The organism is Mycolicibacterium pyrenivorans, from assembly GCF_025821625.1.
Lineage (GTDB): Bacteria > Actinomycetota > Actinomycetes > Mycobacteriales > Mycobacteriaceae > Mycobacterium > Mycobacterium pyrenivorans.
The window spans coordinates 54957-80508 of the sequence record NZ_JACKSH010000277.1; the positions used below are offsets into that span (position 1 = coordinate 54957).

General features: G+C 69.4%; 25 protein-coding genes and 1 pseudogene. 8 read left to right on the top strand and 18 right to left on the bottom strand.

Features of this window, described 5'->3' with window-relative positions:
* A pseudogene (locus H7I57_RS30460) lies at nucleotides 1-309 on the top strand (hypothetical protein); the annotation flags it as partial.
* A 17-nt stretch (nucleotides 310-326) separates the two neighbouring features.
* Here the strand turns inward: H7I57_RS30460 and H7I57_RS30465 are convergent.
* Nucleotides 327-1340, bottom strand: coding sequence for a uroporphyrinogen decarboxylase/cobalamine-independent methonine synthase family protein (locus H7I57_RS30465; protein ID WP_264028267.1), 1014 nt, complete (start codon nucleotides 1338-1340; stop codon nucleotides 327-329).
* Nucleotides 1341-1376: 36 nt separating this feature from the next.
* On the opposite strand from H7I57_RS30465, the gene H7I57_RS30470 reads away from it, so the two are divergent.
* The gene (locus H7I57_RS30470) at nucleotides 1377-2015 is read left to right on the top strand and encodes a sensor domain-containing protein (RefSeq protein ID WP_264028268.1); all 639 of its coding nucleotides are present in this window, start codon (nucleotides 1377-1379) and stop codon (nucleotides 2013-2015) included.
* 12 nt (nucleotides 2016-2027) lie between these two features.
* Here the strand turns inward: H7I57_RS30470 and mnmA are convergent, their stop codons facing one another.
* From mnmA to H7I57_RS30500, 6 genes are all read right to left on the bottom strand, one after another.
* Nucleotides 2028-3101: a tRNA 2-thiouridine(34) synthase MnmA gene (mnmA, locus tag H7I57_RS30475; RefSeq protein ID WP_264028269.1), complete on the bottom strand. Its 1074-nt coding sequence runs from the start codon at nucleotides 3099-3101 to the stop codon at nucleotides 2028-2030.
* Nucleotides 3102-3255: 154 nt separating this feature from the next.
* The gene (locus H7I57_RS30480) at nucleotides 3256-4446 is read right to left on the bottom strand and encodes a cysteine desulfurase family protein (RefSeq protein WP_264028270.1); all 1191 of its coding nucleotides are present in this window, start codon (nucleotides 4444-4446) and stop codon (nucleotides 3256-3258) included.
* A 44-nt stretch (nucleotides 4447-4490) separates the two neighbouring features.
* Nucleotides 4491-5357, bottom strand: coding sequence for a lysophospholipid acyltransferase family protein (locus tag H7I57_RS30485; protein ID WP_264028271.1), 867 nt, complete (start codon nucleotides 5355-5357; stop codon nucleotides 4491-4493).
* The gene (locus H7I57_RS30490) at nucleotides 5354-6199 is read right to left on the bottom strand and encodes a GNAT family N-acetyltransferase (protein ID WP_264028272.1); all 846 of its coding nucleotides are present in this window, start codon (nucleotides 6197-6199) and stop codon (nucleotides 5354-5356) included. The genes H7I57_RS30485 and H7I57_RS30490 overlap by 4 nt, the downstream gene beginning before the upstream one ends.
* 155 nt (nucleotides 6200-6354) lie before the next feature.
* On the bottom strand, nucleotides 6355-7311 hold the full coding sequence (locus H7I57_RS30495; protein WP_264028273.1) for an electron transfer flavoprotein subunit alpha/FixB family protein: 957 nt from the start codon (nucleotides 7309-7311) through the stop codon (nucleotides 6355-6357).
* A gap of 55 nt (nucleotides 7312-7366) precedes the next feature.
* Nucleotides 7367-8158: an electron transfer flavoprotein subunit beta/FixA family protein gene (locus tag H7I57_RS30500; RefSeq protein ID WP_264028274.1), complete on the bottom strand. Its 792-nt coding sequence runs from the start codon at nucleotides 8156-8158 to the stop codon at nucleotides 7367-7369.
* Nucleotides 8159-8365: 207 nt separating this feature from the next.
* On the opposite strand from H7I57_RS30500, the gene H7I57_RS30505 reads away from it, so the two are divergent.
* From H7I57_RS30505 to H7I57_RS30515, 3 genes are read left to right on the top strand one after another with little or no spacing between them, the layout of a single operon-like run.
* The gene (locus H7I57_RS30505) at nucleotides 8366-9175 is read left to right on the top strand and encodes a class I SAM-dependent methyltransferase (protein WP_264028275.1); all 810 of its coding nucleotides are present in this window, start codon (nucleotides 8366-8368) and stop codon (nucleotides 9173-9175) included.
* Entirely contained in the window at nucleotides 9172-10767 is a 1596-nt protein-coding gene (locus tag H7I57_RS30510) for a 1,4-alpha-glucan branching protein domain-containing protein (RefSeq protein WP_264028277.1), read from the top strand. Before H7I57_RS30505 ends, H7I57_RS30510 begins: the two co-directional genes overlap by 4 nt.
* Before the next feature lie 2 nt (nucleotides 10768-10769).
* The gene (locus H7I57_RS30515) at nucleotides 10770-11996 is read left to right on the top strand and encodes a glycosyltransferase family 4 protein (protein WP_264028337.1); all 1227 of its coding nucleotides are present in this window, start codon (nucleotides 10770-10772) and stop codon (nucleotides 11994-11996) included.
* 27 nt (nucleotides 11997-12023) lie between these two features.
* On the opposite strand, the gene H7I57_RS30520 is transcribed toward H7I57_RS30515, so the two are convergent.
* Nucleotides 12024-12761 (bottom strand): acyltransferase, encoded by a 738-nt coding sequence (locus H7I57_RS30520; protein WP_264028278.1) that lies wholly within the window; start codon nucleotides 12759-12761, stop codon nucleotides 12024-12026.
* A gap of 105 nt (nucleotides 12762-12866) precedes the next feature.
* Between H7I57_RS30520 and H7I57_RS30525 the strand changes: the two genes are divergently transcribed.
* Nucleotides 12867-14156: a BamB-related PQQ repeat family beta-propellar protein gene (locus H7I57_RS30525; protein WP_264028280.1), complete on the top strand. Its 1290-nt coding sequence runs from the start codon at nucleotides 12867-12869 to the stop codon at nucleotides 14154-14156.
* Between the two features lie 127 nt (nucleotides 14157-14283).
* Nucleotides 14284-15831: an alanine/glycine:cation symporter family protein gene (locus tag H7I57_RS30530; RefSeq protein WP_264028281.1), complete on the top strand. Its 1548-nt coding sequence runs from the start codon at nucleotides 14284-14286 to the stop codon at nucleotides 15829-15831.
* A gap of 11 nt (nucleotides 15832-15842) precedes the next feature.
* On the opposite strand, the gene H7I57_RS30535 is transcribed toward H7I57_RS30530, so the two are convergent.
* The 9 genes from H7I57_RS30535 to H7I57_RS30575 form a co-directional block, all read right to left on the bottom strand.
* On the bottom strand, nucleotides 15843-16547 hold the full coding sequence (locus H7I57_RS30535; RefSeq protein WP_264028282.1) for an esterase: 705 nt from the start codon (nucleotides 16545-16547) through the stop codon (nucleotides 15843-15845).
* A gap of 67 nt (nucleotides 16548-16614) precedes the next feature.
* Entirely contained in the window at nucleotides 16615-17817 is a 1203-nt protein-coding gene (locus H7I57_RS30540; protein ID WP_275081928.1) for a THUMP-like domain-containing protein, read from the bottom strand.
* Nucleotides 17775-18773 carry a class I SAM-dependent methyltransferase gene (locus H7I57_RS30545; RefSeq protein WP_264028284.1) on the bottom strand — a complete coding sequence of 333 codons (999 nt, stop codon included), beginning with the start codon at nucleotides 18771-18773 and terminating at the stop codon, nucleotides 17775-17777. The genes H7I57_RS30540 and H7I57_RS30545 overlap by 43 nt, the downstream gene beginning before the upstream one ends.
* Before the next feature lie 48 nt (nucleotides 18774-18821).
* The gene (locus tag H7I57_RS30550; protein WP_264028285.1) at nucleotides 18822-19475 is read right to left on the bottom strand and encodes an enoyl-CoA hydratase; all 654 of its coding nucleotides are present in this window, start codon (nucleotides 19473-19475) and stop codon (nucleotides 18822-18824) included.
* Nucleotides 19472-20317 (bottom strand): NUDIX hydrolase, encoded by an 846-nt coding sequence (locus H7I57_RS30555; protein WP_264028286.1) that lies wholly within the window; start codon nucleotides 20315-20317, stop codon nucleotides 19472-19474. The genes H7I57_RS30550 and H7I57_RS30555 overlap by 4 nt, the downstream gene beginning before the upstream one ends.
* Nucleotides 20314-21168 (bottom strand): ABC transporter ATP-binding protein, encoded by an 855-nt coding sequence (locus H7I57_RS30560; protein WP_264028287.1) that lies wholly within the window; start codon nucleotides 21166-21168, stop codon nucleotides 20314-20316. The genes H7I57_RS30555 and H7I57_RS30560 overlap by 4 nt, the downstream gene beginning before the upstream one ends.
* Nucleotides 21169-21224: 56 nt before the next feature.
* Nucleotides 21225-21899, bottom strand: a complete 675-nt coding sequence (locus H7I57_RS30565; RefSeq protein ID WP_264028338.1) for a nucleoside/nucleotide kinase family protein — start codon at nucleotides 21897-21899, stop codon at nucleotides 21225-21227.
* The gene (gene yczE, locus H7I57_RS30570) at nucleotides 21853-22542 is read right to left on the bottom strand and encodes a membrane protein YczE (RefSeq protein ID WP_264028288.1); all 690 of its coding nucleotides are present in this window, start codon (nucleotides 22540-22542) and stop codon (nucleotides 21853-21855) included. The genes H7I57_RS30565 and yczE overlap by 47 nt, the downstream gene beginning before the upstream one ends.
* Complete coding sequence (locus tag H7I57_RS30575; protein WP_264028289.1) at nucleotides 22539-22688, bottom strand: hypothetical protein; 150 nt, start codon at nucleotides 22686-22688, stop codon at nucleotides 22539-22541. The genes yczE and H7I57_RS30575 overlap by 4 nt, the downstream gene beginning before the upstream one ends.
* Before the next feature lie 62 nt (nucleotides 22689-22750).
* Here H7I57_RS30575 and yczR point away from each other — a divergent pair, with 62 nt between their 5' ends.
* Nucleotides 22751-24193, top strand: coding sequence for a MocR-like transcription factor YczR (gene yczR, locus H7I57_RS30580; RefSeq protein ID WP_264028290.1), 1443 nt, complete (start codon nucleotides 22751-22753; stop codon nucleotides 24191-24193).
* Nucleotides 24194-24275: 82 nt separating this feature from the next.
* Here yczR and serB read toward each other — a convergent pair whose 3' ends face one another.
* Nucleotides 24276-25481, bottom strand: a complete 1206-nt coding sequence (gene serB / locus H7I57_RS30585) for a phosphoserine phosphatase SerB (RefSeq protein WP_264028339.1) — start codon at nucleotides 25479-25481, stop codon at nucleotides 24276-24278.
* Between the last annotated feature and the right edge of the window lie 71 nt (nucleotides 25482-25552).

Below are 25552 nucleotides of genomic sequence, written 5' to 3' on the forward strand. Positions count from 1 at the left end.
GGGCCGACCAGCGCACTCAACGGGTTGGGTGATTGCGAAGCCTGCAACTACACCAAAGAAGCCCCCGGCTGGACCGTCACCACCACCGACACCGACGGCGNACANNNCGCCGAATACCGCACCCCCACCGGAGCGGTCTACCACTCCACCGCCCCACCACTACCCGGACCACCAATCCGACGACGAGTCAGCCTCATCGAAGGCCGACTCTCCACCGCCCCACCACTACCCGGACCACCAATCCGACGACGAGTCAGCCTCATCGAAGGCCGACTCAGCATCGACCTCGTCACCTTCGACGCCGCCTAGCGTCGCCGAAGGGATCGTCAGACGGCCTCCGGATCGTCGGCGAACGCGTCGGCTGCCCGCTGCGCCAACTCGATCGCTGTGCGCGCCCACGCCGACGTTGCCGCGGCCAGCCCGCAGCTCGGGGTGACACCGATGCGGTCACGAAGGACCGAACGCGCGAACCCGAGCCGATCGGTCACCCCCGCCACCGTCGCCGCGATCTGTTCGGCCGTCGGAGGTGTCCCCGGTGGCGGCGTGGTCGGCACGGCGCCAAGCAGGACGGTTCGTCCCGACTCGACGAACTCGCCGACCCCGTCCAGATCGGCGGCGGTCAGGGTGTGCACATCCACCGAAACCGCGGCGATAGTGCTGCGCTGCAACAACTTCCACGGCAACCCAGCAGCGCAACTGTGCACCGCGACGTCCCCACCCACCACGGCGGCACACTCGCCGAGGAGTTCGGTGACCACCGCCTCGTCCACCGGATGCACCGGGGACAGACTCGTCACGCCCGTCAGCCGGCCCGCCAGCGCCGCCTGCAGCGACGGCTCGTCCAATTGGACGACCACCGGCGTGTCCAACCGTCGGGCCAGTTCCGCGCGGTGTGCTGCCAGTCCCTCGGCCAAAGACCTCGCCAGGTCCCGTACCGCCCCGGGGTCGGTGATCGCGCGATGCCCGCCGGGCAACTCCAGGTGCGCGGCCAGCGTGACCGGGCCGGGGGCCTGCACCTTGACGGTGCGGCCGCCGCCGCGCAGTCCGGCGGTCTCCCAGGCCTCCTCGAGTGCGTCGATGTCCTCGTCGAGCAGGCTGACCGCCCTCAGGGTCGCCGACCTCCTGCCGGTCGCGATGCGGTATCCGCGAGGGACCGTGTCGATGGCGATGTCCACCAGAAGCGCACCGGCACGGCCGATCATGTCGGCACCGACACCACGGTCGGGTAGCTCGACGAGATGTGGCAGGCGGTGCAATTCGCCGACCACCACTTCGGCGGCCTCGCGCGCGGACGAACCCGGCCAGGATCCGACGCCGGTGGCGGTGGCGAAAGCAGTCACTCGATCGACCCTATTCGACGGTCTAGTGTCGTGCCTATGACGGCCCGGCTGTGCACGTCGGCTCTGTGCGCCGCAGCGATGCTGGTCGCCGGGTGTGCGCACAGCGTCGACGGCACCGCGGTCCGCACCCCGGCAGGCATCGACGAGGACTCCCGTTCACCGGTCGACGTCGACACCGTCCTGCTGGAGCGGGCGCAGATGCAGGCCATCACCGGGGCGGGCGCGGACCTCACCGTCGTACCGGGAATGGAGAGCAAGACGCCCGTCGACATCGAATTGCTGCTGGAATCCGTTCCGCCGCAGTGTCAGTGGGTTTTCGCGGAGACGCAGGTCTTCGGCACCGAGGTCGAGGAGTTTCACAAGTCGACGTTTCAGAACCCGCCGAAAGGTGGCCTGATCTCGCAGGCGGCCGCCGGCTACCGCGACAGCGATGTTGCGCGAGGGGCGTTCGACAACCTCGTCAGCCTGATCGAGGGATGCGGTGCGACCGGTTCGGGCCCCGCGATCGTGGGCGACGTGACGACCACGACGGACGCCGTCCACACCAGGCCCGGAAGCTGCGGCCGCGACTACCGGGTGAAGTCGGCTGTGCTGGTCGAGGTGACGTTCTGCGCCTTCCCCGATTCGGTTCCCGACATCGTCATGTCGAACATCCTCGCCAACGTGCCGGGCTGACTCGACGGTCCGCTAGTACGCCTGCCGGATCGTGGCGCTGCCCACGACCTCGTCGCCGGCGGGGTCGGGTCGGTAGAGGACCAGGGTCTGGCCCGGGGCCACTCCGCGCAGCGGGTTGCGCAACTCGACCGTCAACGTGTCGTCGCGCAGTTCGGCGACCGCGTCGGCGATCCCGCCGTGGGCCCGCACCTGGACCACGCATTCCACCGGGCCGCCGGGTGCGGCGCCCGACGTGAACACCGGCGCCTCGCCGAGCAATGTGGTGACCTCGAGGTCGGTGAGGTCGCCCACGTGCACGGTGCCGGTCTCGGCGTCGATCCCCGTCACATACCTCGGACGCCCGTCCGGGCCCGGACCGGCGATGCCGAGCCCCTTCCGCTGGCCGATGGTGAAGCCGTGCACGCCGTCATGCTCGGCCAGCACCGTCCCGGTGCCATCGACCACAGTGCCTCGGCGCACCCCGATGCGCGCCCCCAGGAATGCCCTGGTGTCGCCCGACGGGATGAAGCAGATGTCGTGGCTGTCGGCCTTCTGCGCCACCGACAGTCCGCGGCGGGCGGCCTCCTGCCGGATCTGCGACTTCGGGGTGTCACCGATGGGGAACACCGCGTGCCGCAGCTGCTCGGCGGTGAGCACCGCCAGCACATAGGACTGGTCCTTGTCGCGGTCGACGGCCCGGCGCAGCCGGCCGTCGGACAACCGGGCGTAGTGGCCGGTGGCGAGTGCGTCGAAACCCAGAGCCAACGCGCGAGCGGCCAGGGCGGAGAACTTGATTCGTTCATTGCAGCGCACGCAGGGGTTCGGCGTCTCCCCGCGGGCATAGGAGTCCACGAAGTCGTCGATCACGTCCTCTTGGAAGCGATCGGCGAAATCCCATACGTAGAAAGGGATGTCGAGCACATCGGCCACGCGGCGTGCGTCACCGGCATCCTCCTTCGAGCAGCACCCGCGAGATCCGGTGCGCAGCGTCCCTGGTGCCGAGGACAACGCCAGATGCACTCCCACGACGTCGTGTCCGGCGTCGACCATCCGTGCGGCGGCGACCGACGAATCCACGCCACCGCTCATCGCGACCAGCACCCGCATGGCTACCGCAACCCTCTGCTCTTCGCGCGAGCGCTCATCGTGCCCTTGCTCTTCGCGCGAGCGCTCATCGTGCCCTTGCTCTTCGCGCGAGCGCTCATCGTGCTCATGCTCTTCGCGCGAGCGCTCATCGTGCCCTTGCTCTTCGCGCGAGCGCTCATCGGCCCGAACTCGCGAGCGCCGCCTGCCGGGCCCGCTCCACGGCCGCCGGAAGGACCTCGAGGACGGCGTCGACATCGGCGTCCGTACTGGTGTGGCCCAGCGACAGCCGCAGCGATCCGCGGGCGCTGACCGGGTCGGCGCCCATCGCGATCAGCACATGCGAGGGCTGCGCCATCCCGGCCGTACAGGCCGAGCCAGTCGAGCACTCGATCCCCTTGGCGTCCAACAACATCAGCAGGGAGTCGCCCTCGCATCCGCGGAACGTGAAATGTGTGTTGCCGGGCAGCCTGTCGGCCCCCGGTGCGCCGTTGAGGTAGACGTCGTCGATGGCTTCCAGCACACCGTCGATCAGCCGGTCGCGCAGCGCCCGCAGACGCGTCCCGGTCGGTTCCATGGCCTCGACCGCGTCCCGGGCCGCGGCGGCCATTCCGACGACACCCGCAACATCCTGTGTGCCCGAACGCACATCACGTTCCTGGCCGCCGCCGTGCAGTTGCGGCACGCAGGCGGTGTCGCGACGCAGCAGCAGCGCACCCGCGGCGGTGGGGCCGCCGAACTTGTGGGCGGCGATGCTCATCGCCGCCAGGCCGCTGGCGGCGAAGTCGACAGGGATCTGGCCGACGGCCTGGATCGCATCGCTGTGCATCGGGATTCCGAACTCGGCCGCGACCGCGGTCAGTTCGGCGATCGGCATGATCGTGCCGACCTCGTTGTTGGCCCACATCACCGAGATCAGCGCGACGTCGGACGGGTCGCCGACGGCGGCGCGCAGCGCGGCAGGACTGACCGAGCCGACCTCGTCGACCTGCAGCCACGTCACCTCGGCGCCCTCGTGCTCGACGAGCCACTCCACGGCGTCGAGGACCGCGTGATGTTCCACCGGGGTGGTGACGATACGACGCCGTTGCGGCGATGCATCGCGGCGCGCCCAGAAGATGCCCTTGACCGCGAGGTTGTCGCTTTCGGTGCCACCCGCGGTGAAGATCACCTCCGAGGGGCGCGCGCCGAGCAGGTTCGCCACCGTCTCCCGCGATTCCTCCAGCCTGCGCCGGGCCACTCGGCCCGAACCGTGCAGCGAGGAGGCGTTACCGACGGTGGCCAGCACAGCCGTCATCGCCTCGATCGCGGCGGGGCGCATCGGGGTGGTGGCGGCGTGGTCGAGATAGACCGGCGCGAGCGCAGACATAACCGTTCCACAATAGCCGTCGCGACCCGGCCGACCCCATTCGCTCAGGCCACCAGCACGTGACCCTCACCGCAGCCGCCACCCGCCGCCCGCAGCGTCGGGGTGGTGTCGCCGCGCACGGCGGCCTCGCAGCGCGCCGCCAGCTCACGGCGATCCGACCCCGGCAGCTGCAACGACTCGACCCGGACATGGACCACGGTGCGCCGCGCGGTGACGATCCTGCGCAGCGACGACAGCAGCGTGTCCTCGCCGATGTAGGCCGCCACCGTCGACCGGCTGCCGTCGCGGTGGTGATAGCTCAGCCGCAACGGTTGCACGGGCCGACCTGCGTCGATGGCCGCCTGGAACATCGCGGGGCGGAATGGTCCGAACGCCAGCCCGCACCACGTCGTGCCCTCCGGGAAGGCCACCACGGTGCGTCCGGCCCGCAGCCGGTCCGCAACGGCGCCCACGACCTCGGGAAGCCTGCGCAGGCTGCCGCGGTCGATCGGGATGACCTTCATCAACCTCGCGAGGGCGCCCAGGCCCGGCCAGCCGACCATCTCCGACTTCGCGACGAAGGAGCCCGGCATCACCGCACCGATGACGAAGATGTCCACCCAGGACACATGGCCGCTGACCACGAGCACTCCCGGCACGTTGCGAATGGGCCCGCCGGACACGGTGATCCGGATTCCCAGGCTCGCCAGCACGAGCCGGCAACAGCCGCGTTGAAAGTGGGACCGTGCGGGCACCGGGAGGGCGAGCAGCGGAAGCACCGGCAGCAGCAGCACTGCCAGGACGGTGCGCACCACGACACGAAGCGCGACGGCCATCCGCCGTCCCGGCGACGCGTCGCCTGCCCGGATGCATCCGGACCCGCAGGAAGCCCGGGGCAGCCAGGCGTGCTCGGGCGCCTCGGTGACGGTCACGAGACAGCCCTGTCGACGATCGCGGCGGCGGCGCCCGCCGACCGCAGCCTGCGCAGGTAGCGGGTGTCGGCGTGGCGCTTGTCCAGCAGTGCCGGGAAGTCGCCGACTCCGAAATCCGGGTCGTGGGCGGGTTCTCCGCAGACCTGAGCCCCGAGCCGCAGATAGCCACGCATCAGCGGTGGTATCGAGACGCGCGGCGGCGGGTCGATGTCGTCGAGGCCGCGACCGTCGACGACGACGGGCCGGTAGGGATGGACCGTGTACTCGGCGGGGGCCGCGTGACGTCGCATGACGAAGTCGCGAACACCCCGCAACCGGCTGCCCGGACCGCTCCCGCCCTCCGGATCCAGGACGGGCACCGAGACGCACCCGGTCACGTAGTCGTAGCCGCTGTGGTCGAGGTAGGCGAGAATCCCGGCCCACATCAGCAGCACCACGGCACCGTTGCGGTGGCCGTCGCGCACGACGGCGCGGCCCATCTCCACCAGTGAGGGCCGCAGCGGGTCGAGTGCGGAGACCTCGAATTCGGTTGCCGTGTAGAGACCCCCGGCGGCGATCGCCCCGGGCGGCGGCAGCATCCGGTAACAACCCACCAGTTCGCCGGTGTCGTCGTCGCGGACAAGCAGGTGATCGCAGAACTCGTCGAAGCGGTCGGCGTCCAGGCCATCCGATCGGTTGTCGCTGCTCAATGCGAAGCCCGGCTCCGAGGTGAACACGTCGTAGCGCAGGCGCTGCGCCGCCTCGATCGATTCGGCGTCGGTGCACAGCAGCATGGAATACCGGGGGGCCGAGCCCGCCGGAGCAGAGGTGTCGGCTGGGATGAGTACAGAAGCAGTGCTCATAGCCTGCACGTTCGCTGAGCCGGTCGGCGGGCCGGCAATCGGTGCGTGACGTGTTCGTGAGCGCTGGGTGACGGTTCGGGGCCGACCGATGCGCGAAGGCCCCCATCCCGGTGCTTGGGGATGGAGGCCTTCGGCGTCTGGTTACCTGGCGGCGATCAGCCCTTGCGCTTCTTGACCGCCTCGGTCAGCTGCGGGGTCACCTTGAACAGGTCGCCCACGATGCCGAGGTCGGCGATCTCGAAGATCGGCGCCTCTTCATCCTTGTTGACCGCGATGATCGTCTTGGACGTCTGCATGCCCGCGCGGTGCTGGATCGCCCCGGAGATACCCAGCGCGATGTAGAGCTGCGGGGACACGGTCTTACCGGTCTGACCGACCTGGAACTGGCCCGGGTAGTAGCCGGAGTCGACCGCGGCGCGGGATGCGCCGACTGCGGCGCCGAGGGAGTCCGCCAACTCTTCGACGATGCCGAAGTTGTCGGCGCTGCCGACACCGCGGCCACCGGACACGACGACCGTCGCCTCGGTCAGCTCGGGGCGGTCACCGGCGACGGCCGGCTCACGCGAGGTGATCTTGGTCGCATTCTCGGCCTGCGCCGGCACCTCGACGGAGACGACCTCACCGGCACCGTCAGCGGGCTCGGCTTCGATGGCACCGGGGCGCACCGTGATGATCGGGGCGTCACCGACGGTCTCGGCCTCCACGGTGTAGGCGCCACCGAAGATCGAGTGGATGCCCTTGGGGCCCGCCTGGACCTCGACGACGTCGCCGAGCAGCCCGGAGCCGATGCGGGCGGCCAGCCGACCGGCGATCTCCTTGCCGTCGGCGCTGGCGGCGAGGATCACACCAGCGGGGCTGGCGGACTCGGCCAGCGAGCCCAGCACGTCCACGTAGGGGGTGATCAGGTAGTTCTCTGCGTCGTCGGACTCTGCGACGTAGATCTTCGCGGCGCCGGCCGCCTTGAGCCCTTCGGTGAGCGGTTCGGCCGTGCCCGGCTTGCCCACCACCACGGCGGAGGGCTCACCCAGCGCACGGGCGGCGGTGATCAGTTCTGCGGTGACCTTTTTCAGCGCACCTTCGGCGTGCTCGACGAGCACGAGTACTTCAGCCATGGGTTTCGTTTGCCTCTATGTCTGTCAGTGGATGGGAGATCAATCGAATGATCTGCTAGATGATTTTCTGAGCGACCAGGTACTCGGCGATCTTGGTGCCGCCGTCGCCTTCGTCGGTGACCTTCTCGCCCGCGGTCTTGGGCGGCTTGGGGGTCGAGGTCAGCACCTTGGAACCGGCGTTCGCGACGCCGACCTCGTCAGCCTCGACACCGATCTCGGCCAGTGTCAGGGTGGTGACTTCCTTCTTCTTGGCGGCCATGATGCCCTTGAAGGACGGGAAGCGGGGCTCGTTGATCTTCTCGTTGACGCTCACCACTGCGGGCAGTGAGGCCTCGAGCGTGAACACGCCGTCGTCGGTCTCGCGCTCGCCGGTGACCTTGCCGTTCTCGACGGTCAGCTTGCGCACGTGCGTCAACTGGGGCAGACCGAGGTACTCGGCGATGATGGCCGGCACCGCGCCGCCGGTGCCGTCGGTGGCCTCGTTGCCGGCGATGACCAATTCGGTGCCCTCGATGGTGCCCAGCGCGCGGGCCAGGGCCCAGCCGGTCTGCACCATGTCGGAGCCGTGCATGCCCTCGTCGACCAGGTGCACGGCCTTGTCGGCACCCATCGACAGGGCCTTGCGGATCGCCTCGGTGGCGCGCTCGGGACCGGCGGTCAGGACCGTCACGGTGCTGTCGCCGCCTTCACGCTCCTTGATGAGCAGCGCCTCCTCGACCGCGCGCTCGTTGATCTCGTCGAGCACGGCGTCGGCGGCCTCGCGGTCGAGGGTCCAATCACCCTCGGACAGCTTGCGCTCCGACCACGTGTCTGGGACCTGTTTGATCAGGACCACGATGTTCGTCATGAGTCTGGTTCGTCCTCCTCGAAGGGGCCGGTGACCGGCCTGCAATACCACGTTTCAAGCAACCACCACCATGTTACCCGTGGGTAACTTATGCTGGCTCGCAGAAACACCATAGCTGGTCGAAGTTTGTGATTCGTCAACCCTGCGGACAGCCCGGGTCCGACGAACAGTTCGCCTCCGGACGGTTACGGGTTAGCCTGCCTTCCAATGAGCGCATCTGTTACCGGATCGACGGAGCCCGGCCAGGCTTGCGCGGCAGCCCCCATGGCGCTGACCGGCGAGCGGACCGTGCCCGGACTGGCCGAGGAGAACTACTGGTTCCGCCGCCACGAGGTGGTCTACCGGCGCCTCGTCGACCGCTGCATCGACCGCGACGTGCTGGAGGCCGGTTCCGGTGAGGGCTACGGCGCCGATCTGATCGCCGACGTGGCCCGCCACGTGATCGGCCTCGACTACGACGAGTCCGCGGTCGCGCACGTCCGCGCGCGCTATCCCCGCGTCGACATGCGCCAGGGAAATCTCGCTCAGCTCCCGCTGTCGGACGGCGCTGTTGATGTGGTGGTCAACTTCCAGGTGATCGAACACCTGTGGGACCAGGGGCAGTTCGTCGCCGAATGCCTGCGGGTGCTCCGGCCCGGCGGGGTGCTGCTGATGTCGACCCCCAACCGCATCACCTTCTCCCCCGGCCGCGACACCCCCGTCAACCCGTTCCACACCCGCGAGCTCAACGCCGCGGAGCTCACCGAGTTGCTGGAGTCGGCGGGCTTCGACATCGACGGGGTATACGGGGTGTTCCATGGGGAGCGGCTCGCCGAGATCGACGCCCGTCACGGCGGATCGATCATCGACGCCCAGATCGCCCGGGCACTGGCAGACGCACCGTGGCCGGCCGACCTGCTCGCCGACGTCGCGTCGGTCGGCATCGACGACTTCGACCTCGTCGCGGCCGGGGACGGCAGGGACAGCAGGACTATCGATGACAGCCTGGACCTGGTCGCGATCGCGGTGCGCCCGTGACGGAGGTCGGTCCCGGGACGTCGACCGAGCCCGTCCCCGGCCTCTTCACCCTGGTCCTGCACACCCACCTGCCGTGGCTGGCGCATCACGGGCGGTGGCCGGTCGGCGAGGAATGGCTCTATCAGTCGTGGTCTGCCGCCTATCTGCCGCTGGTGCGGGTGCTCCGCACCCTTGCCGCCGAGAACCGCAGGCACCTGGTCACGCTCGGCGTCACGCCGGTGGTGGCCGCCCAGCTCGACGACCCGTACTGCCTGCAGGGCATGCATCACTGGCTGGCCAACTGGCAGCTTCGCGCGCTCGAGGCCGCAACCATCCGTACGACATCCACCGGGTCGCCGGCATCTGCACCGGAAGCCTTGAGGCAGTTCGGTTCTCGCGAGTACGCCGAGGCGGAACGCGAGCTGGCGGAGTTCGAGACGCTGTGGCGTCACGGCGCCAGCCCGGTACTGCGGGAGTTGCTCGACGGCGAGGTCATCGAGCTTCTCGGCGGACCACTGGCCCACCCGTTCCAACCGCTGCTGAACCCCCGGTTGCGGGAGTTCGCGCTGCGCGAGGGCCTGGCAGACGCGCAGCAGCGGTTCGCCCACACACCCGCGGGCATCTGGGCACCGGAGTGCGCGTATTCGCCCGGCATGGAGGTCGACTACGCCGCCGCCGGGGTCGGCCACTTCATGGTCGACGGACCGTCACTGCACGGGGACACCGCGCTCGGCCGGCCGGTCGCCGGTTCCGACGTCGTCGCGTTCGGCCGTGACCTGCAGGTCAGCTACCGCGTCTGGTCCCCCAGGTCCGGATATCCCGGCCATTCTGCCTATCGGGACTTCCACACCTACGACCACGTCACCGGGCTCAAACCCGCCCGGGTGACCGGACGCAACGTCGCCTCGGACGCCAAGGCGCCCTACGACCCGCAGCGCGCCGACGCCGCAGTGGACACCCACGTGGCCGATTTCGTCGAGACGGTGCGGCAGCGATTGACGGGCGAGAGCGCACGCATCGGCAGGCCCGCCCATGTCATCGCCGCGTTCGACACCGAGTTGTTCGGCCACTGGTGGTACGAGGGCCCGATCTGGCTGGAGCGGGTGCTGCGCGCGCTGCCGGCCGCCGGGGTGCGCGTCGGCACGCTGTCGGACGCGGCCGCCGGCGGCTACGTCGGCACGCCCGTCGAACTGCCGCCGAGCTCATGGGGTTCCGGCAAGGACTGGCAGGTGTGGGCGGGCGAGAAGGTGGCCGACCTCGTGCAGCTCAACAACGAGGTCGTCGACACGGCGCTGACAACCGTCGACAAAGCGCTGGCCCACACCGGGTCGTCGGGGTCGATGGGCTCACCGACGCCACGGGATTTCGTCGCCGACCAGATCCTGCGTGAGACGCTGCTCACGGTGTCGAGCGACTGGCCGTTCATGGTCAGCAAGGATTCGGCCGCCGACTACGCGCGCTACCGCGCGCACCTGCACGCGCACGCCACCCGCGAGATCGCCGGGGCGCAGGCGTCGGGCCGCCGCGATCACGCGCAGCGCCTGGCCGAGGGCTGGAACCACGCCGACGGACTGTTCGGCGCCCTCGACGCGCGCAGACTGCCGAGCGCATGACGATGAAGATCCTGCTGGTGTCCTGGGAGTATCCGCCGGTGGTGATCGGCGGGCTGGGTCGCCACGTGCACCATCTGGCCACCGAACTCGCCATGGCGGGCCATGACGTCGTCGTCCTGAGCCGCAGGCCGACCGCCACCGACCCGCACTCACATCCCACCACCGACGAGGTCACCGAGGGCGTGCGGGTGATCGCCGCCGCGGAGGACCCGCACGAGTTCACCTTCGGCACGGACATGATGGCGTGGACGCTCGCCATGGGTCATGCGATGGTCCGCGCCGGCCTCGGGCTTGCCGACTGGCAGCCCGACGTAGTCCACGCACACGACTGGCTGGTCGCCCATCCCGCCATCGCGTTGGCCCAATTCTTTGACGTACCACTGGTTTCCACCATTCATGCCACCGAGGCGGGCCGGCATTCGGGCTGGGTGTCTGGTGCGGTGAGCCGGCAGGTCCATGCCCTGGAATCGTGGCTGGTGCGCCAATCGGACTCGCTGATCGCATGTTCGTCGTCGATGCGCGACGAGATCAGCACGCTGTTCGGTCCGGAACTGGCCGACGTCTCGGTCATCCCGAACGGGATCGACACCGACGGTTGGCCGTTCGCCGTGCGTCGCCCCCGTTCCGGACCCGCCGAGTTGCTCTACTTCGGCCGCCTGGAGTACGAGAAAGGGGTGCACGACGCGATCGCCGCCCTGCCCCGGATCCGTCGCACGCACCCCGGCACCACCCTGACCGTCGCGGGCGACGGCACCCAGCTGGATTTCCTGAAAGCGCAGGCCCGCAGGCACAAGGTCCTCAAGGCCACCAATTTTGTTGGACGCGTAGATCATTCACAGCTGCTCACGCTGCTGCATCGCGCCGACGCCGCCGTGTTGCCGTCACACTACGAGCCGTTCGGCATCGTCGCGCTGGAGGCCGCCGCCGCCGGAGCGCCCCTGGTCACCTCCAGTGCCGGCGGGCTCGGCGAAGCCGTCATCGACGGTGTGACCGGATTGTCCCATCCCCCCAGCGATGTGGCCGCGCTGTCGGCGGCGGCGCGGGCGGTACTCGACTCACCCGCGGCGGCTCAGCAGCGGGCCAGGGCCGCGCGCGAGCGGCTCACATCCGACTTCGCCTGGCAGACGGTGGCCGCGGAGACCTCGCAGGTGTACCTGGCCGCCAAGCGCGCCGAGCGCCGACCACATCCGCGCCGACCCATTGTCGAGCGCCCGCTTCCGGACCGCTGACCCGCGCCGAACCTGCCTTCCCCGGTGTCAGCGGGCGGCCTTCTTCCGTTCGATGTCGGCCAGCGCCGCGGCCAGTTCGGCCCGCTGGGCGGCCGACGTCTCCCATGACAGCTTGCGGTTCTTGACCACCTTGGCCGGCGAACCGACGGCGATCGAGAAGTCCGGGATGTCCCCCTTGACCACCGCGTGGGCGCCCAGCACGCAGCCGCGGCCGACGCTGGTCCCCCGCAGCACCGTCACCTTGGTGGCCACCCAGGTGTCCGGACCGATCTGCACCGGGCTCTTGACGATGCCCTGATCCTTGATCGGCAGTTCGATGCTGTCCATCCGGTGGTCGAAGTCGCACACGTAGCACCAGTCGGCCATCAGCACCGAGTCGCCGAGTTCGATGTCGAGGTAGGTGTTGATGACGTTGTCGCGCCCGAGCACCACCTTGTCGCCGATGCGCAGCGACCCCTCGTGGCAGCGGATGGTGTTCTTGTCACCGATGTGGACCCAGCGGCCGATCTCCATCTGCGACAACTCCGGGGTCGCCTGAATCTCGACGTCCTTGCCGAGGAACACCATGCCGCGGGTGATGATGTGCGGGTTGGCCAACTTGAACCGCAGCAACCGCCAGTACCGGACCAGATACCACGGCGTGTACGCACGATTGGCCAGCACCCACTTCAGCGAGGCCATGGTGAGGAAGTCGGCTTGACGCGGATCCCGCAAGCGCGAGCCTCGCCAGCGTTTGTGCAACGGTGCACCCCACATCGTCGTCATGGCCGGAAAGCCTACGCGAGCGCAGCAGGGGTGAGCGGTTACCCTCACGTGGGCTCGAAGTACATGCGGACGTAGTCGAGCGCTCCGAATACCAGAAGGGATCCCGTGCTCCGGCGAATCACCGCGTTGGCCGCGACGGCGCTGATCACCGGTGTGATCGCCGGCTGCGGCACCACCGATTCCTGGGTCGAGGCTCGGGCGGCGACGGGCTGGTCCGCCCAGTACGGGGACGCCGCGAACAGCAGCCACTCCCCCGTCAACGGTGCCGACTCGCTGCGCCTGGAGTGGATCCGGTCGGTCAAGGGTGACCTCGCGGCGCAGGTGGCGCTCGGCTCCGGCAACTACCTGGCCGTCAACAGTCAGACCGCCGGGGGCTGCTCGCTGATGGTCTGGGAGGCCAACAACCGGGCACGGCAGCGCTGGTGCACCAGGCTCGTCCAGGGCGGCGGCATCGCCGGCCCCCTTCTCGACGGCTTCGACAATGTCTACATCGGTCAGCCCGGAGCGGTGTTGGCGTTTCCGTCGACCCAGTGGATCCGGTGGCGCAAGCCGGTGATCGGGCTGCCGATGACGATGCGCATGCTGTCGCCGGGCAATCTGCTCGTCGTCACCCATCTCGGCCAGGTGCTGGTGTTCGACGCCCACCGCGGCACCGTGGTCGGCACCTCGCTGGACCTGGTTGCCGGTGTGGATCCCACCGACTCCGAACGTGGGCTCGACGACTGCCGCCTCGCACGTCGGGAGTGCCCTGTCGCCGCGGCGCCTGCCTTCTCCGAGTCGACCGGCATCGTGGTGCTGACGCTGTGGGAACCGGGCGCGGACCGGCCCGTGCTGGTGGGCCTGCGGTACCGCCCCGGGCAGACGCCGGTACTCACCCGTGAGTGGACCAGCGAAGCCGTCGGCGAGGGGCCACTGGCCAGCCCGGTGCTGTCCGCGGACGGGTCGACGGTCTACGTCAACGGTCGCGACGAGCGGTTGTGGGCACTCGACAGCGAGGACGGCAGCGAGAAGTGGTCGGTCCCGCTGGACTACCTCGCCCAGACGCCACCGTCGGTCACCCCCGACGGGTTGGTCGTCGCCGGTGGCGGGCCGGGAGCCCGCCTCGTGGCGGTACGCGACACGGGTGAGCAGGGCGAGGAGGCCTGGAGCCGCGAGGCCACGTCACCGCTGTCGACCTCCAGCGTCGCCGGGGTCGGCTACACCGTGGTGCGCGACGACGGACAAGACCCGGCCGGGATGTCGCTCGTGGTCTTCGACCTCGGCGACGGCCGCACCCTGAACAGCTATCCCCTCCCCGGCGCCACCGGGTGGCCGGTCGGGGTGTCGATCGGCCACGACCGTCGCGTCGTCGCCGCCACCAGCGACGGGCGGGTCTACGGCTTCACCCCGGCCTGACATTCGTCCCGGCTTGTCAGCAGGCACCTAACAGCCAGTTCACGACTTTGCAACACAACCCTTGCGTGCCGATGCCAACATGCAATGTGCAACGCGGGGCCGCCGCAGGTGACGAAGGAGAGCGACGTTGTCGGAATTCCTCAACGAGGTGAACAGCTATGTGTGGAGCAACGCACTGGTCTACCTGTGCCTGGCCGCAGGGGTGTACTTCTCCATCCGATCGCGGTTCGTCCAGATCCGCCAAGTCCCCGAGATGATCCGGCTGATGTTCAAGGGCGAGACGTCGCCCTCGGGCATCTCCAGCTTCCAGGCACTGACGATGTCGCTGGCGGGGCGGGTGGGCACCGGCAACATCGCCGGTGTCGCCACCGCCATCGCGTTCGGCGGCCCCGGCGCACTGTTCTGGATGTGGACGGTGGCGTTCCTCGGTGCGTCCACGTCGTTCGTCGAATGCACCCTCGGCCAGATCTACAAGGACCGCGACAAGCTGACCGGTGAGTACCGGGGCGGCCCGGCGTATTACCTCAGCCGCGCCTTCGCCCACACCGCGGCCGCCCCGGCGATGAAGGTCTACGGGTACGTCTTCGCCGCGGTCACCATCCTGGCGATGGGTCTGCTGCTGCCCAGCGTGCAGTCCAACTCGATGGCCTCGGCGATGAACTCGGCGTGGGGCTTCTCGAAGTGGTGGGTGGCCGTCGGCACCGTGATCGTGCTGGCGTTCGTCATCATCGGCGGGGTCAAGCGCATCGCCACCTTCGCGTCCATCGTGGTGCCGTTCATGGCGGTGGTCTACATCGTTCTCGCACTGGTGGTGGTGCTGATGAACGCCGGCGAGGTCCCCGGCATCCTGCAGATGATCTTCGCCAGCGCGTTCGGACTCGACTCGGCGTTCGGCGCCATTCTCGGCGCCGCGGTGATGTGGGGCGTCAAGCGCGGCATCTACTCCAACGAGGCAGGCCAGGGCACCGGCCCGCACGCCGCGGCCGCGGCCGAGGTGTCGCATCCCGCCAAGCAGGGTCTCGTTCAGGCGTTCGCCGTCTACGTCGACACGCTGTTCATCTGCTCGGCGACCGGTTTCCTGATCCTGTCGACGGGCGCCTACCGGGTGTTCGAAGGCGAGAGCGCCGACGGCGCGGTGATCCGCGAGGGTGGCAACATCCTCCCCGCCGATGCCGAGGTCGGTCCGGCGTTCGCCCAGACCGGATTCGACACGTTGTGGAACGGCGCCGGGTCCACCTTCATCGCCATCTCGCTGGCATTCTTCTGCATCACGACGATCATCGCCTACTACTACATGGCGGAGACCAACCTGCGCTTCATCCTCGGCAAGGCCTCCACCATCGACGTCCCCTACCTGCGGGGCACGGTCGGCTCCAACGCCACCATGGTGCTGCAGGCGCTGATCCTGGTGTCGGTCACCCTCGGTGCGGTGTCCACCGCGTCCGAAGCGTGGACGCTGGGCGACATCGGCGTCGGCCTGATGGCGTGGCTCAACATCGTTGGGATCATCATCCTGCAGCAGCCCGCCTACAAGGCCCTGTGGGACTACGAGAAGCAGAAGAAACAGGGGCTTGACCCGACATTCGACCCGGTCGCGCTGGGGATCACGGGCGCCACGTTCTGGGAGAACTACGACCCGGTCACCGGCAAGGACAAGGTCGTCAGCACGACCTGACGGATCTCCCGTCAGGCCAGCATGGGAGCGATCGCGCTGCGTGGCACCGTCGCCTGCAGCGCGCCTCCGGCACCGGGCATCAACTGGCCCTGGCCGAAGAAGAAGATCACCGAATCGTCGGTGAGCGCGAACTCCTGGTACTTCGCGGGGTCCAGCCCGTCGGCGGGTGAGATCGGCACGTCCACGCCGAGTTGCCGGTTCACCTCTGCCCGCACGAGCGGGAAGATCACGTCCAACGGCCGGGAGTCGGGCTTGAACAACGTGTCGAAGGTGATCGGCGCCTTCTCGGCGACGTCCCAGTTGAACGCCTTGTACCACGTCTGCGGATGGGCCCCGCCGACGTTCTCGTACACCTCGAACACCACGCTGCGTGTTCCGCCGTCGTCGGGCCCGGAACGGTAGGACGTCGCCTTGGCGTCCAGGACGTACGGCAGGTTCCACGACCCCGGCATCTCGGCGACGTTGATGAAACCGTCGCGGGTCTGCCTCAGATAGGCGGTCAGCGCCTGCTGGTCGGGGTAGTCGGTGGGAAAGGTGTAGTCGAGCCGGTAGGTCGGGTTCTCGACGTGCACGCGACAGACCTGGTCGGGGTCGACGGCGCCTCCCAGCTCTGCACACGCCGTCTGACCCCCCGCCGGGGCGGACGCCAATCCCGCCATCACAGTGGCAGCCAGCACAACAGCGGCGGCCCGCACAGCAGCGGTGAATGGGCGCATCGACGACCGTCCTCGTGGTCGGCGCCGATCGGGGCACGGCGCGGATGATGCCAGGGTACGTGTCCGATCACCGCGACGGACGACAGAGGAATGCGGTCACCCGGCTCGCCGCCCCGGATCCCAGGCGGGTGATGACCACCGACAGGTGCGCCGAGCCGCGCAACCGAAGCCGCGACCGCAGAGCATCGGGGTCGACGTCGACGCCACGGACGAGGATCTCGACCGCTCCGACGCCTCGCGCCGAAAGCGCCTGACGCAGGTGCCGTTCACTGAACGCCACCTGATCGAGGACCTCGAAACCGCGCACGCCGTCGGGCAGTCGGTCACCCGACAGGTAGGCGATGTCGGCGTCGAGCTGCCACATGCCGTGCCGCGCCGCGTAGTGACGCACCAGCCCGGCACGGACCACCGCGCCGTCGGGGTCGACGATCCAGCGACCGGCCGCGGCCACCGGGCAATCGTCCGGGTCGGCGTCGGTGACCTGTTCTGCGGTGTCGAGCATCGTGGCCCGGCGGCGCACTAGGGCCTCGGTGAACCGCCGCGACCACAAGCAGGCTTCGCGGACACTGCCCGCAAGCGAGGTGATCTCCACCTCGCCCTCGAACCCGAGTTCGCCCAGTACACCGAAATCGACTCCGGGAGCGCACTTCACGACGTGGTCGCGATCCCGCAGCACCTCGAGCAGCTCGTCCAGCGGCGGCAGGTAGGCGCGGGGATCGAACCGGCGCCGCGAACCACTGCGCCGCGCCGGGTCGACGACGACGACCGCGTCGGCGGTGACGGGCCGCAGCGCATCCGCACGGCAGAGGGGCACGTCGGGCACGTTATGGCGGGCCATCGCCAGGCGCACCGGGTCGAGGTCACTGCCCACCACGTAAGCAGCCCGATTCCGCAGCGCCGCAAGCTCCGTGCCGATCGAGCACGTCGCGTCGTGGACGACGGCACCGGCCAGACGCTGCGCACGATGCTCGGCGACGGGCCCGGCGGTCGCCTGCTGCAGCGCCTCGTCGGTGAACAACCAGCCCGCGGCGTCGGCGAACTTCGCGGCCGCTTTCCGGCGCAACATCACCGTCTCCACCAGGACAGCAGAGCGCTCACCGAATTGTGCTCTCGCCGAGGCGATGTCAGCGATCAGAGTCGGACCGGCCAAGCGGTGCCGCGCGACCTCGTCCAGCGCGAGCCGTCCCGCATCGCTGCGGAGATACCTCACATCGTCGAGGCCGAACGCTACGACGGCTTGACCCCCGTCACCATGACGTTGTAGAACCAGCCCTTCGGCACGACGCGACGCCACACGTTGGCGTCCACCCACGACAGCGTCGTCCAGCTGCCGAACGCGAATTTCGCCCAGCCCCAACCGAGTTTGCCCGGGGGCACGGTCGACTCGAAGGTGCGCACCGGCCAGCCCAGCATCGCCGCGGTGAATTCCTCACTGGCCGTCTGCACCTCGACCGCTCCGGCGTTGGCCGCCATCTTCTCCAGGTCGGCCGGTTCGAACGTGTGCAGGTCGACGATCCACTCCAGCGCAGCGGCCCTGGAGTTCTCGTCGAGCTCCGCCTGGGGCCGGCGCCAGGAACCCAACCCGGGCAGCTTCATCGCCGCCACCGTCGTCTTCCAGGTCAGATCGGCGAGCCGGCGAGCGTAGGCGTTGCCGACGGCGGTGGGCTCGCCCGCGAAGAGGAACCGGCCACCCGGCTTGAGCACCCGCACCACCTCGCGCAGCGACAGCTCCACGTCGGGGATGTGATGCAGCACGGCGTGCCCGACCACCAGGTCGAACGTGTTGTCCTCGTACGGGATGCCCTCGGCGTCGGCGACCCGGCCGTCGATGTCGAGGCCGAGCGAGAGGCCGTTGCGGGTGGCCACCTTGACCATGCCCGGGGACAGATCCGTCACCGATCCACGTCGGGCCACCCCGGCCTGGATCAGGTTGAGCAGGAAGAACCCGGTGCCACAGCCCAGCTCCAGCGCGCGGTCGTAGGGCAGCTCGCGCTGGACCTCATCGGGGACGATGGCGTCGAAGCGGCCGCGCGCGTAGTCGATGCAGCGCTGGTCGTAGGAGATCGACCATTTCTCGTCGTAGGACTCGGCTTCCCAGTCGTGGTAGAGCACCTGGGCGAGCTTGGTGTCGTGGCGGGCAGCCTCGACCTGCTCCTCGGTCGCATGCGGCGTCGGAGCCGGCACGGCGACATCGGGGTAGGCGCCGGGTTCCTTCGTTTCCGTCATGCAGGGCAGCCTAACGTCCGTTGCCACCCCCGCTTGAAGCGGAGAGCCTCAATCGCGCCGGAACGACGCCTTCGCCGCGGAAAGACTCTCCGGCGAATAGTCCAGGAACCGCCTCGTCCAGGTGACCGCCGCGTCGTACACCGCGTCCGGTGCCACCATCTCGTCGATCAGGCCCAGCTCGAGAGCTTCCCGCGCGTCGACGAAGCGTCCGCTGAACACCAGGTCCTTGGCCTTGCTGTCGCCCACCGCACCGGCCAGCCGGGTCGCCCCGCCGCCGACCGGCGCCAGGCCGGCCAGGATCTCGGTCGCACCGAACTTCACGTTGTCCCCGCTGATCCGCCAGTCCGCCGCCAGCGCCAGCGTCATGCCGGCGCCGAGCGCGTAGCCGGTGATGGCGGCGACGGTGGGCTTGGGCACCGCGGCGAGCGCATCGACCGCCTGCTCACACACCCGCGCCGCCTCCTGCGCCTCGGCGGCGTTCAGCGTCTGCAGCTCGGGCATGTCCGCCCCGGCTGAGAAGATCTCGTGGCCCCCGAACACGATGACCGCGGCGACGTCGTCGAGCCGCCCCACGTGCGCGGCGGCCTCGCTGAGCTCCCGGCACACCTGCCGGGTCAGGGCGTTGGTGGGCGGCCGCGACACCAGTAGCGTCGCGATGCGTGCCTGCCCCTCGCCCACAACGACGCTGACGTACTCCGTCACGCGAGCGGCGCCCCGTCGGTGTACCCCTGGGGAGCCCGCCGGTTGCGCGCTTCGTTGTAGCGGTCGCTGTTGAAGAACTCGATCTCCCAGTTGCCGCCCTTCGCAGCGGACAGGTGGGGTTCGACGGCCACGATCTGACGTTCGACGGCGAGCACCTCGGCGACGGTTCGCCCGTTGAGCGCATCGAGCTGGGTCCACGTCGGGGGCAGCAGGAAAGTGCGGCCGTGGGCGAAGTCGTCGAGGGCCGCCTGCGGCGTCACCCAAGCGGCTTCGTCGGTCTCGGTGTTGTCGCCGTCGGCGAGCTGGCCCTGCGGGAGCGCCCCGACGAAGAAGTAGGTGTCGTAGCGGCGGGTGCGCTCCTCTTTCGGGGTCACCCAGTTGGCCCACGGACGCAACAGGTCGGCCCGCAGCATCAGCTTCTCGGAGCGCAGGAACTCTCCGAACGACAACGTCTTGTTCTCCAGGGCCGCGCGCTGCTCGCGATACACCGAGGCGTCATCGACGAGCAGGTCCGGATCGTCGGCAGCGCCCGCGAACAGCACACCGGATTCCTCGAAGGTCTCCCGCGCCGCGGCGCACACCAACGCCTCGGCGAGCTCCACGTCCACGCCGAACCGGTCGGCCCACCACTGCCGATCCGGCCCGTGCCAGGCCACGTCGGCGTTGCGATCCCGGTCGTCGACACCGCCGCCGGGGAACACCATCACCCCGGCCACAAAATCCATCGCCGAGTGCCGCCGCATGAGAAACACCTCGAGGCCGTCGGCAGCACCGTGGGCACCGTCACGGATCAGCATCACGGTGGCGGCGGGCCGCGGCGTCAACGGTTCGGGGGTGGTCATATCCGTCTCCTGTGTGCGGCGCGGCTTCTGGTGCGGCGCGCGAAATAGCGGCCGTCGATGACGTCGAGGGCGATGGACTGCCCGAACGCCTTCGAGAGGTTCTCCGCGGTCATCACGTCGGCCAGCAGGCCGGAGTCCACCACCTCACCCTCGGACAGGATCAGGCAGTGGGAGAAACCGTGGGGGATCTCCTCGACGTGGTGGGTCACCAGGACCATCGCCGGAGCATCCGCGTCCGAGGCCAGATCACTGAGCCGCGCGACGAGTTCCTCGCGGCCGCCCAGGTCGAGGCCGGCGGCGGGCTCGTCGAGCAGCAGCAGCTCCGGGTCGGTCATCAGCGACCGCGCGATCAGCACCCGCTTGCGTTCACCTTCGGACAGGGTGTCGAAGGTCCGCTCGGCGAGATGTTCGGCACCGACGCTTTCCAGCATTTCGAGTGCCTGGTTGTAGTCGATGTCGTCGTAGCGCTCGCGCCACCGGCCCAGAACGGCATAGCCGGCCGAGACGACCAGGTCCCGCACGACCTCGTCGTCGGGCACCCGCTGGGAAAGAGCCGCACTGCTGAGCCCGACACGCGACCGCAACTCGGACATGTCGACCCGACCGAGCCGCTCGCCGAGCACGTACGCGGTGCCCGATGACGGATGCTCCATCGCGGCGGCGATGCGCAGCAGCGAGGTCTTGCCCGCGCCGTTGGGGCCGACGATCACCCACCGCTCGTCGAGCTCGACCGACCAGGTCACGGGACCGACCAGCAGCCGGCCGTTGCGGCGCAGCGTGACCTTGGCGAAGTCGATCAGCAGGTCGGGGTCGGCTGCGTCTTCCTCTGTTCCGGGGCTGTCGACTGGCACCCGCTCATCGTAGTCAGCCGGCTTCGGCGTGTTCCGGCGCGCTCACCGCCGATCGGTCACGCCGAAATCGCCCAGCCGCTCGCGCCGTTGAGGATGACCCGGTCAGCGGCACCGGCCGTCGCCGACACCCGCGCGGCGTTGCGGCCGTCGACCTCGGTGACCCAGGCCAGCGCCTGCGCCGCGCTCTTGCCGAACTCGACGTGGCGCGCGACCAGCCGGCCGAGTCGGGTGTCCTCGTCCGCGGCGACGAACCACACCTCGTCCATCGCACGGCGCGCCCGCGCCCAGTCCGGTTCGTCGAGCAGCAGGTAGTTGCCTTCGGTGATGACCAGCCGAGCCGTGGGCGGGACCACCAGCGCGCCGGCCAGTGGCTGCTCGAGCGCCCGGTCGAATCCCGGCGCGTAGACGTCGATTCCGGTTTCGGTCCGCACCCGCTCGAGAAGGTGCGCATATCCCACGGGATCGAAGGTTTCCGGCGCACCCTTGCGATCCAGCAGCCCGAGCCGACGCAGTTGGGCGTCGGCCAAGTGGAACCCGTCCATCGGCACGTGCGCGGCCCATCCGGCGCCACAGCGCTCGCCGATGCGCGTCAGCAACGCCGCCACCAGGGTCGACTTGCCCGCTCCCGGGCTCCCGGCGACTCCGAGGACGGCCCGCGGCCTGCCGCGCCCCAGCGCGACGGCGTCAGCCGCCAGCGACTCCAGCGTGTGTCGACCGCTCACCCGCACCATCATCAGCCCCGCGCTGCGCCGAATCCACCCGGGCCCACCCGCTGACGGCCAGTACCCGGGCGGGCGTCAGCCGCACGAACAGCTGCACCAGCGGGCCGATGCCGAACGCGTAGACCACGGTGCCGGTGCCGACGGTCCCGCCGAGCAGCCAGCCGACGGACAGCACGGTGGCCTCGATTGCCGTGCGCACCAAGCGAACCGAACGGCCGCTGCGTATCACCAAACCGGTCATCAAGCCGTCGCGCGGGCCCGGTCCGAGGCCGGCGCCGATGTAGAGGACCGTGCTGAAGGCGTTGAGCACCACCGCGGCGAGCATCATCGAAACCCGCACCGTCATCGAGGCCGGCGCCGGTATCAGCCACAGCGCGACGTCGACGGTGACCGCGATGACCACGACGTTGGCGACCGTGCCGACCCCCGGGCGGTTACGCAGCGGAATCCACGCCAGCAGGACGGCGACGCCGACCACGGCCGAGGCCAGCCCGATCGTCATCCCGGTCCGCAGTGCCAGACCCTGGTGGAAGACGTCCCAGGGGTCCAGACCCAACCCGGCGCGCACCATCATCGCCATCGACGTGCCGTAGCCGAGCAGCCCGGCCAGCAGCGCCGTGCCGCGCACCGTGGCGCGGCCGGAGTGCGTCACGCGTGGTCCGGGAAGTGCATCCGGATGGCGTCCAGTTCACAGCGCATGCGGCGGGCGTCCGCGTCGCGCTCATAGCTGATGGGGTCCATCGGCAGGTAATAGAGGTCCGCCAGCCGACGGGCCAGACGAGATATCCAGTGCGTCATGTGGACATGTTCTTCGCCAACTGGCTTGCACTTCAATAGCCAGTTAGCGAATACTGGCCTCAATGACTGGCGTAACGGCGGCGCGCACGCTCGGTGTGGACCTTCTGGCTCGCGAGCTGGGAAACTGGCGCACGTCCAGTCGAAGCGGTCCGGCATACCACGGGCTTGCCGACGCCGTCCGATTGTTGATCGTCGACGGCCGGCTTCCCGTGGGCGCCCGGTTGCCCAGCGAACGCGCGCTGGCCGAAGCGCTGCACGTCTCGCGCACCACGGTCACCGCCGCGTACACCCAGTTGCGCGAGGACGGCTACCTCAACGCCCGCCGCGGGGCCCGCAGCACCACGGCGCTGCCTGTCACCCCCGGTGGTCCCCCGCTCTCCGCGCCTCCGACGCTCAGCCTGGCGGCGGCGGCGCTGTCCGCCCCGGCGTCCGCGGTGATGACCGCCTTCGCGGAGGCGGCCGACGACATGACGCCCTACCTGCACGGGATGGGCCACGAGCTAGTCGGCGCCCTCGCTCTGCGGCAGGCAATCGCCGAAAGATATTGCGAGCGAGGACTTCCCACCGAGCCCGACGAGATCATGGTGACCACCGGTGCGCTGCACGCCATCGGGCTGATCCTCACCACCTACATTCAGCCCGGAGACCGTGTCCTCGTCGAGCAACCCACCTATCACGGTGCGTTGTCGGCGATCACCACCGCGGGCGCTCGTCCGGTGCCCGTCTCGATGACCGAGGACGGCTGGGACCTCGACGCTCTGGAGGCCGCCGTGCACCAGTTGGCGCCCAACCTGGCCTACCTGATTCCCGACAACCACAACCCGACCGGCCACACCATGCCTGCCACGGATCGAAAGCGCCTGGCGCACATCATCACCGAGACGCGGACGCGGACCATCATCGACGAGACGATCAGCGACATCTGGCTCGACGAACCGGCACCGCCCCCGCTGGCCGCCGACGTCACCAGTCGGCGCGACCTGGTTCTGACGGTCGGTTCGATGTCGAAGTCCTTCTGGGGTGGGCTGAGGATCGGCTGGATTCGCGCCGAGCGGAACACCATAGCGACCCTGGCCGCGATGCGACCGTCTGTCGACATGGGAACCGCCGTGCTCGAACAGCTCGCGGCGGCAAGGCTTCTCGCACGCCGCGCCGAGCTGATGCCGGAGCGTCGGGAGATCCTGAGGGCACGGAGGGCGTTCCTGCGGTCGCTGCTGCAACGGCAGCTACCAGACTGGCAGCCCGGCCCCGGCGCCGGGGGCATGTCGCTGTGGGTCCGGCTACCTGCCCCGATGAGCACCGCACTGTCGGCCGCGGCGTCGCGAATCGGCCTCGAGTTGCCCGCGGGACCCCGTTTCGGCGTCGACGGAACTTTGGAGCGCTTCGTGCGCGTCCCCTACGCGCTGCCCGAGGACCAACTCTCCGAAGCGGTGGTCCTGCTCGCGCGGGCCTGGCACAGCGTCACCGGTTCTGCGGCACCTGAACCCACGACGGTGGTGGTGTAGGCGCCTTCTCGCCGGAATTGCATTCCGGCAGAGAAAGTTCGAGAAAAGGCCTGCCGGAATGCAATTCCGGCGAGAAGTGGTCTCAGTCGGGGATGTCGACCCGCCGCACGACCCCGTCGAGCGCGTCGGCGGCCTCGATCTCGCCCCGGGTGACACCGAGGATGAACAGCACCGTGTCGAGGTACGGATGGTTCAACGACGCGTCGGCCACCTCCCGCAGCGCGGGCTTGGCGTTGAAGGCCACGCCAAGCCCCGCCGCCGAGAGCATGTCGATGTCGTTCGCGCCGTCGCCGACGGCCACCGTCTGCTCCATCGGCACCCCGGCCTGTTGCGCGAAATCCCGCAGCGCCTTGGCCTTTCCCGGCCGGTCGACCACATCGCCGATGACGCGGCCGGTGAGCTTTCCGTCGACGATCTCCAGCTCGTTGGCCGCGACGAAGTCCATCATCAGCTCATGTGCGAGTGGCTCGATGACCTGGCGGAAGCCGCCGGAGACGATGCCGCAGTGGTAGCCGAGCCGGCGTAGCGTCCGCAGCGTCGTCCTGGCGCCCGGGGTGAGTTCGATCTGATCGGCCACCTCGTCGAGCACCTCGGCGGGCAGCCCCGCGAGCGTGGCGACCCGGCGGTGCAGCGACTCGGCGAAGTCGATCTCGCCGCGCATCGCCGCCGCCGTGACCTCCGCGACCGCGGCCTCGGCGCCGGCATGTGCGGCCAGCATCTCGATGACCTCGCCCTGGATCAGCGTGGAGTCGACGTCGAACACGATGAGCCGCTTGGCCCGCCGCGAGAGGCTGTAGTCCTCGACCGCGATGTCCACGCTTTCCTCGACGGCCACCCGGGCCAGCACCGCCTGCAACTGGCCGTAGACGCCGGGTGGGACCGACACCCGCAGCTCGAGGCCCGTCACCGGATAGTCCGACACCCCGCGGATGAAATCGATGTTCACGCCGAGGGCGGCCGCTTCCCTGGCCACCACCCCGAACGCCTCCGCAGTGATCGGACGGCCCAGCACCACGATGGTGTGCGTCGACGGCTCCCGCATCACCGGCAGCCGGTCGCTGCTCTCGATGGTGACCTCGAGACCCACGCCGTGGATGGCGGCCTCCACCTCGGCGTGCAGTTCGGGACCACCGCAGACCTCGGCCGGGCCCGCGACGAGCACTCCGAGCGTCAGGCGCCCGCGGATGACCACCTGTTCGACGTTGAGAAGCTCAACCCGGTGCCTGGACAGCACCTCGAACAGCGCCGACGTGACACCCGGCTGGTCGCGGCCGGTGACCGTGATCAGTAGCGATGAGCGCTCGCGCGAAGAGCCGACCGGCTCCGATGAGCGCTCGCGCGAAGAGCCGGCCGCTGCAC

Bases quoted from the DNA above. Each gene is read 5' to 3' on its own strand.
- yczR (WP_264028290.1), top strand. From the start codon at position 22,751: ATGACTGGCGTAACGGCGGCGCGCACGCTCGGTGTGGACCTTCTGGCT.
- H7I57_RS30470 (WP_264028268.1), top strand. From the start codon at position 1,377: ATGACGGCCCGGCTGTGCACGTCGGCTCTGTGCGCCGCAGCGATGCTG.
- H7I57_RS30505 (WP_264028275.1), top strand. From the start codon at position 8,366: ATGAGCGCATCTGTTACCGGATCGACGGAGCCCGGCCAGGCTTGCGCG.
- H7I57_RS30520 (WP_264028278.1), bottom strand. From the start codon at position 12,761: ATGACGACGATGTGGGGTGCACCGTTGCACAAACGCTGGCGAGGCTCG.
- H7I57_RS30545 (WP_264028284.1), bottom strand. From the start codon at position 18,773: ATGACGGAAACGAAGGAACCCGGCGCCTACCCCGATGTCGCCGTGCCG.
- H7I57_RS30480 (WP_264028270.1), bottom strand. From the start codon at position 4,446: ATGTCTGCGCTCGCGCCGGTCTATCTCGACCACGCCGCCACCACCCCG.
- H7I57_RS30555 (WP_264028286.1), bottom strand. From the start codon at position 20,317: ATGACCACCCCCGAACCGTTGACGCCGCGGCCCGCCGCCACCGTGATG.
- mnmA (WP_264028269.1), bottom strand. From the start codon at position 3,101: ATGCGGGTGCTGGTCGCGATGAGCGGTGGCGTGGATTCGTCGGTCGCC.
- H7I57_RS30515 (WP_264028337.1), top strand. From the start codon at position 10,770: ATGAAGATCCTGCTGGTGTCCTGGGAGTATCCGCCGGTGGTGATCGGC.
- H7I57_RS30535 (WP_264028282.1), bottom strand. From the start codon at position 16,547: ATGCGCCCATTCACCGCTGCTGTGCGGGCCGCCGCTGTTGTGCTGGCT.
- H7I57_RS30490 (WP_264028272.1), bottom strand. From the start codon at position 6,199: ATGAGCACTGCTTCTGTACTCATCCCAGCCGACACCTCTGCTCCGGCG.
- H7I57_RS30495 (WP_264028273.1), bottom strand. From the start codon at position 7,311: ATGGCTGAAGTACTCGTGCTCGTCGAGCACGCCGAAGGTGCGCTGAAA.
- H7I57_RS30565 (WP_264028338.1), bottom strand. From the start codon at position 21,899: ATGGTGCGGGTGAGCGGTCGACACACGCTGGAGTCGCTGGCGGCTGAC.
- H7I57_RS30500 (WP_264028274.1), bottom strand. From the start codon at position 8,158: ATGACGAACATCGTGGTCCTGATCAAACAGGTCCCAGACACGTGGTCG.
- H7I57_RS30575 (WP_264028289.1), bottom strand. From the start codon at position 22,688: ATGACGCACTGGATATCTCGTCTGGCCCGTCGGCTGGCGGACCTCTAT.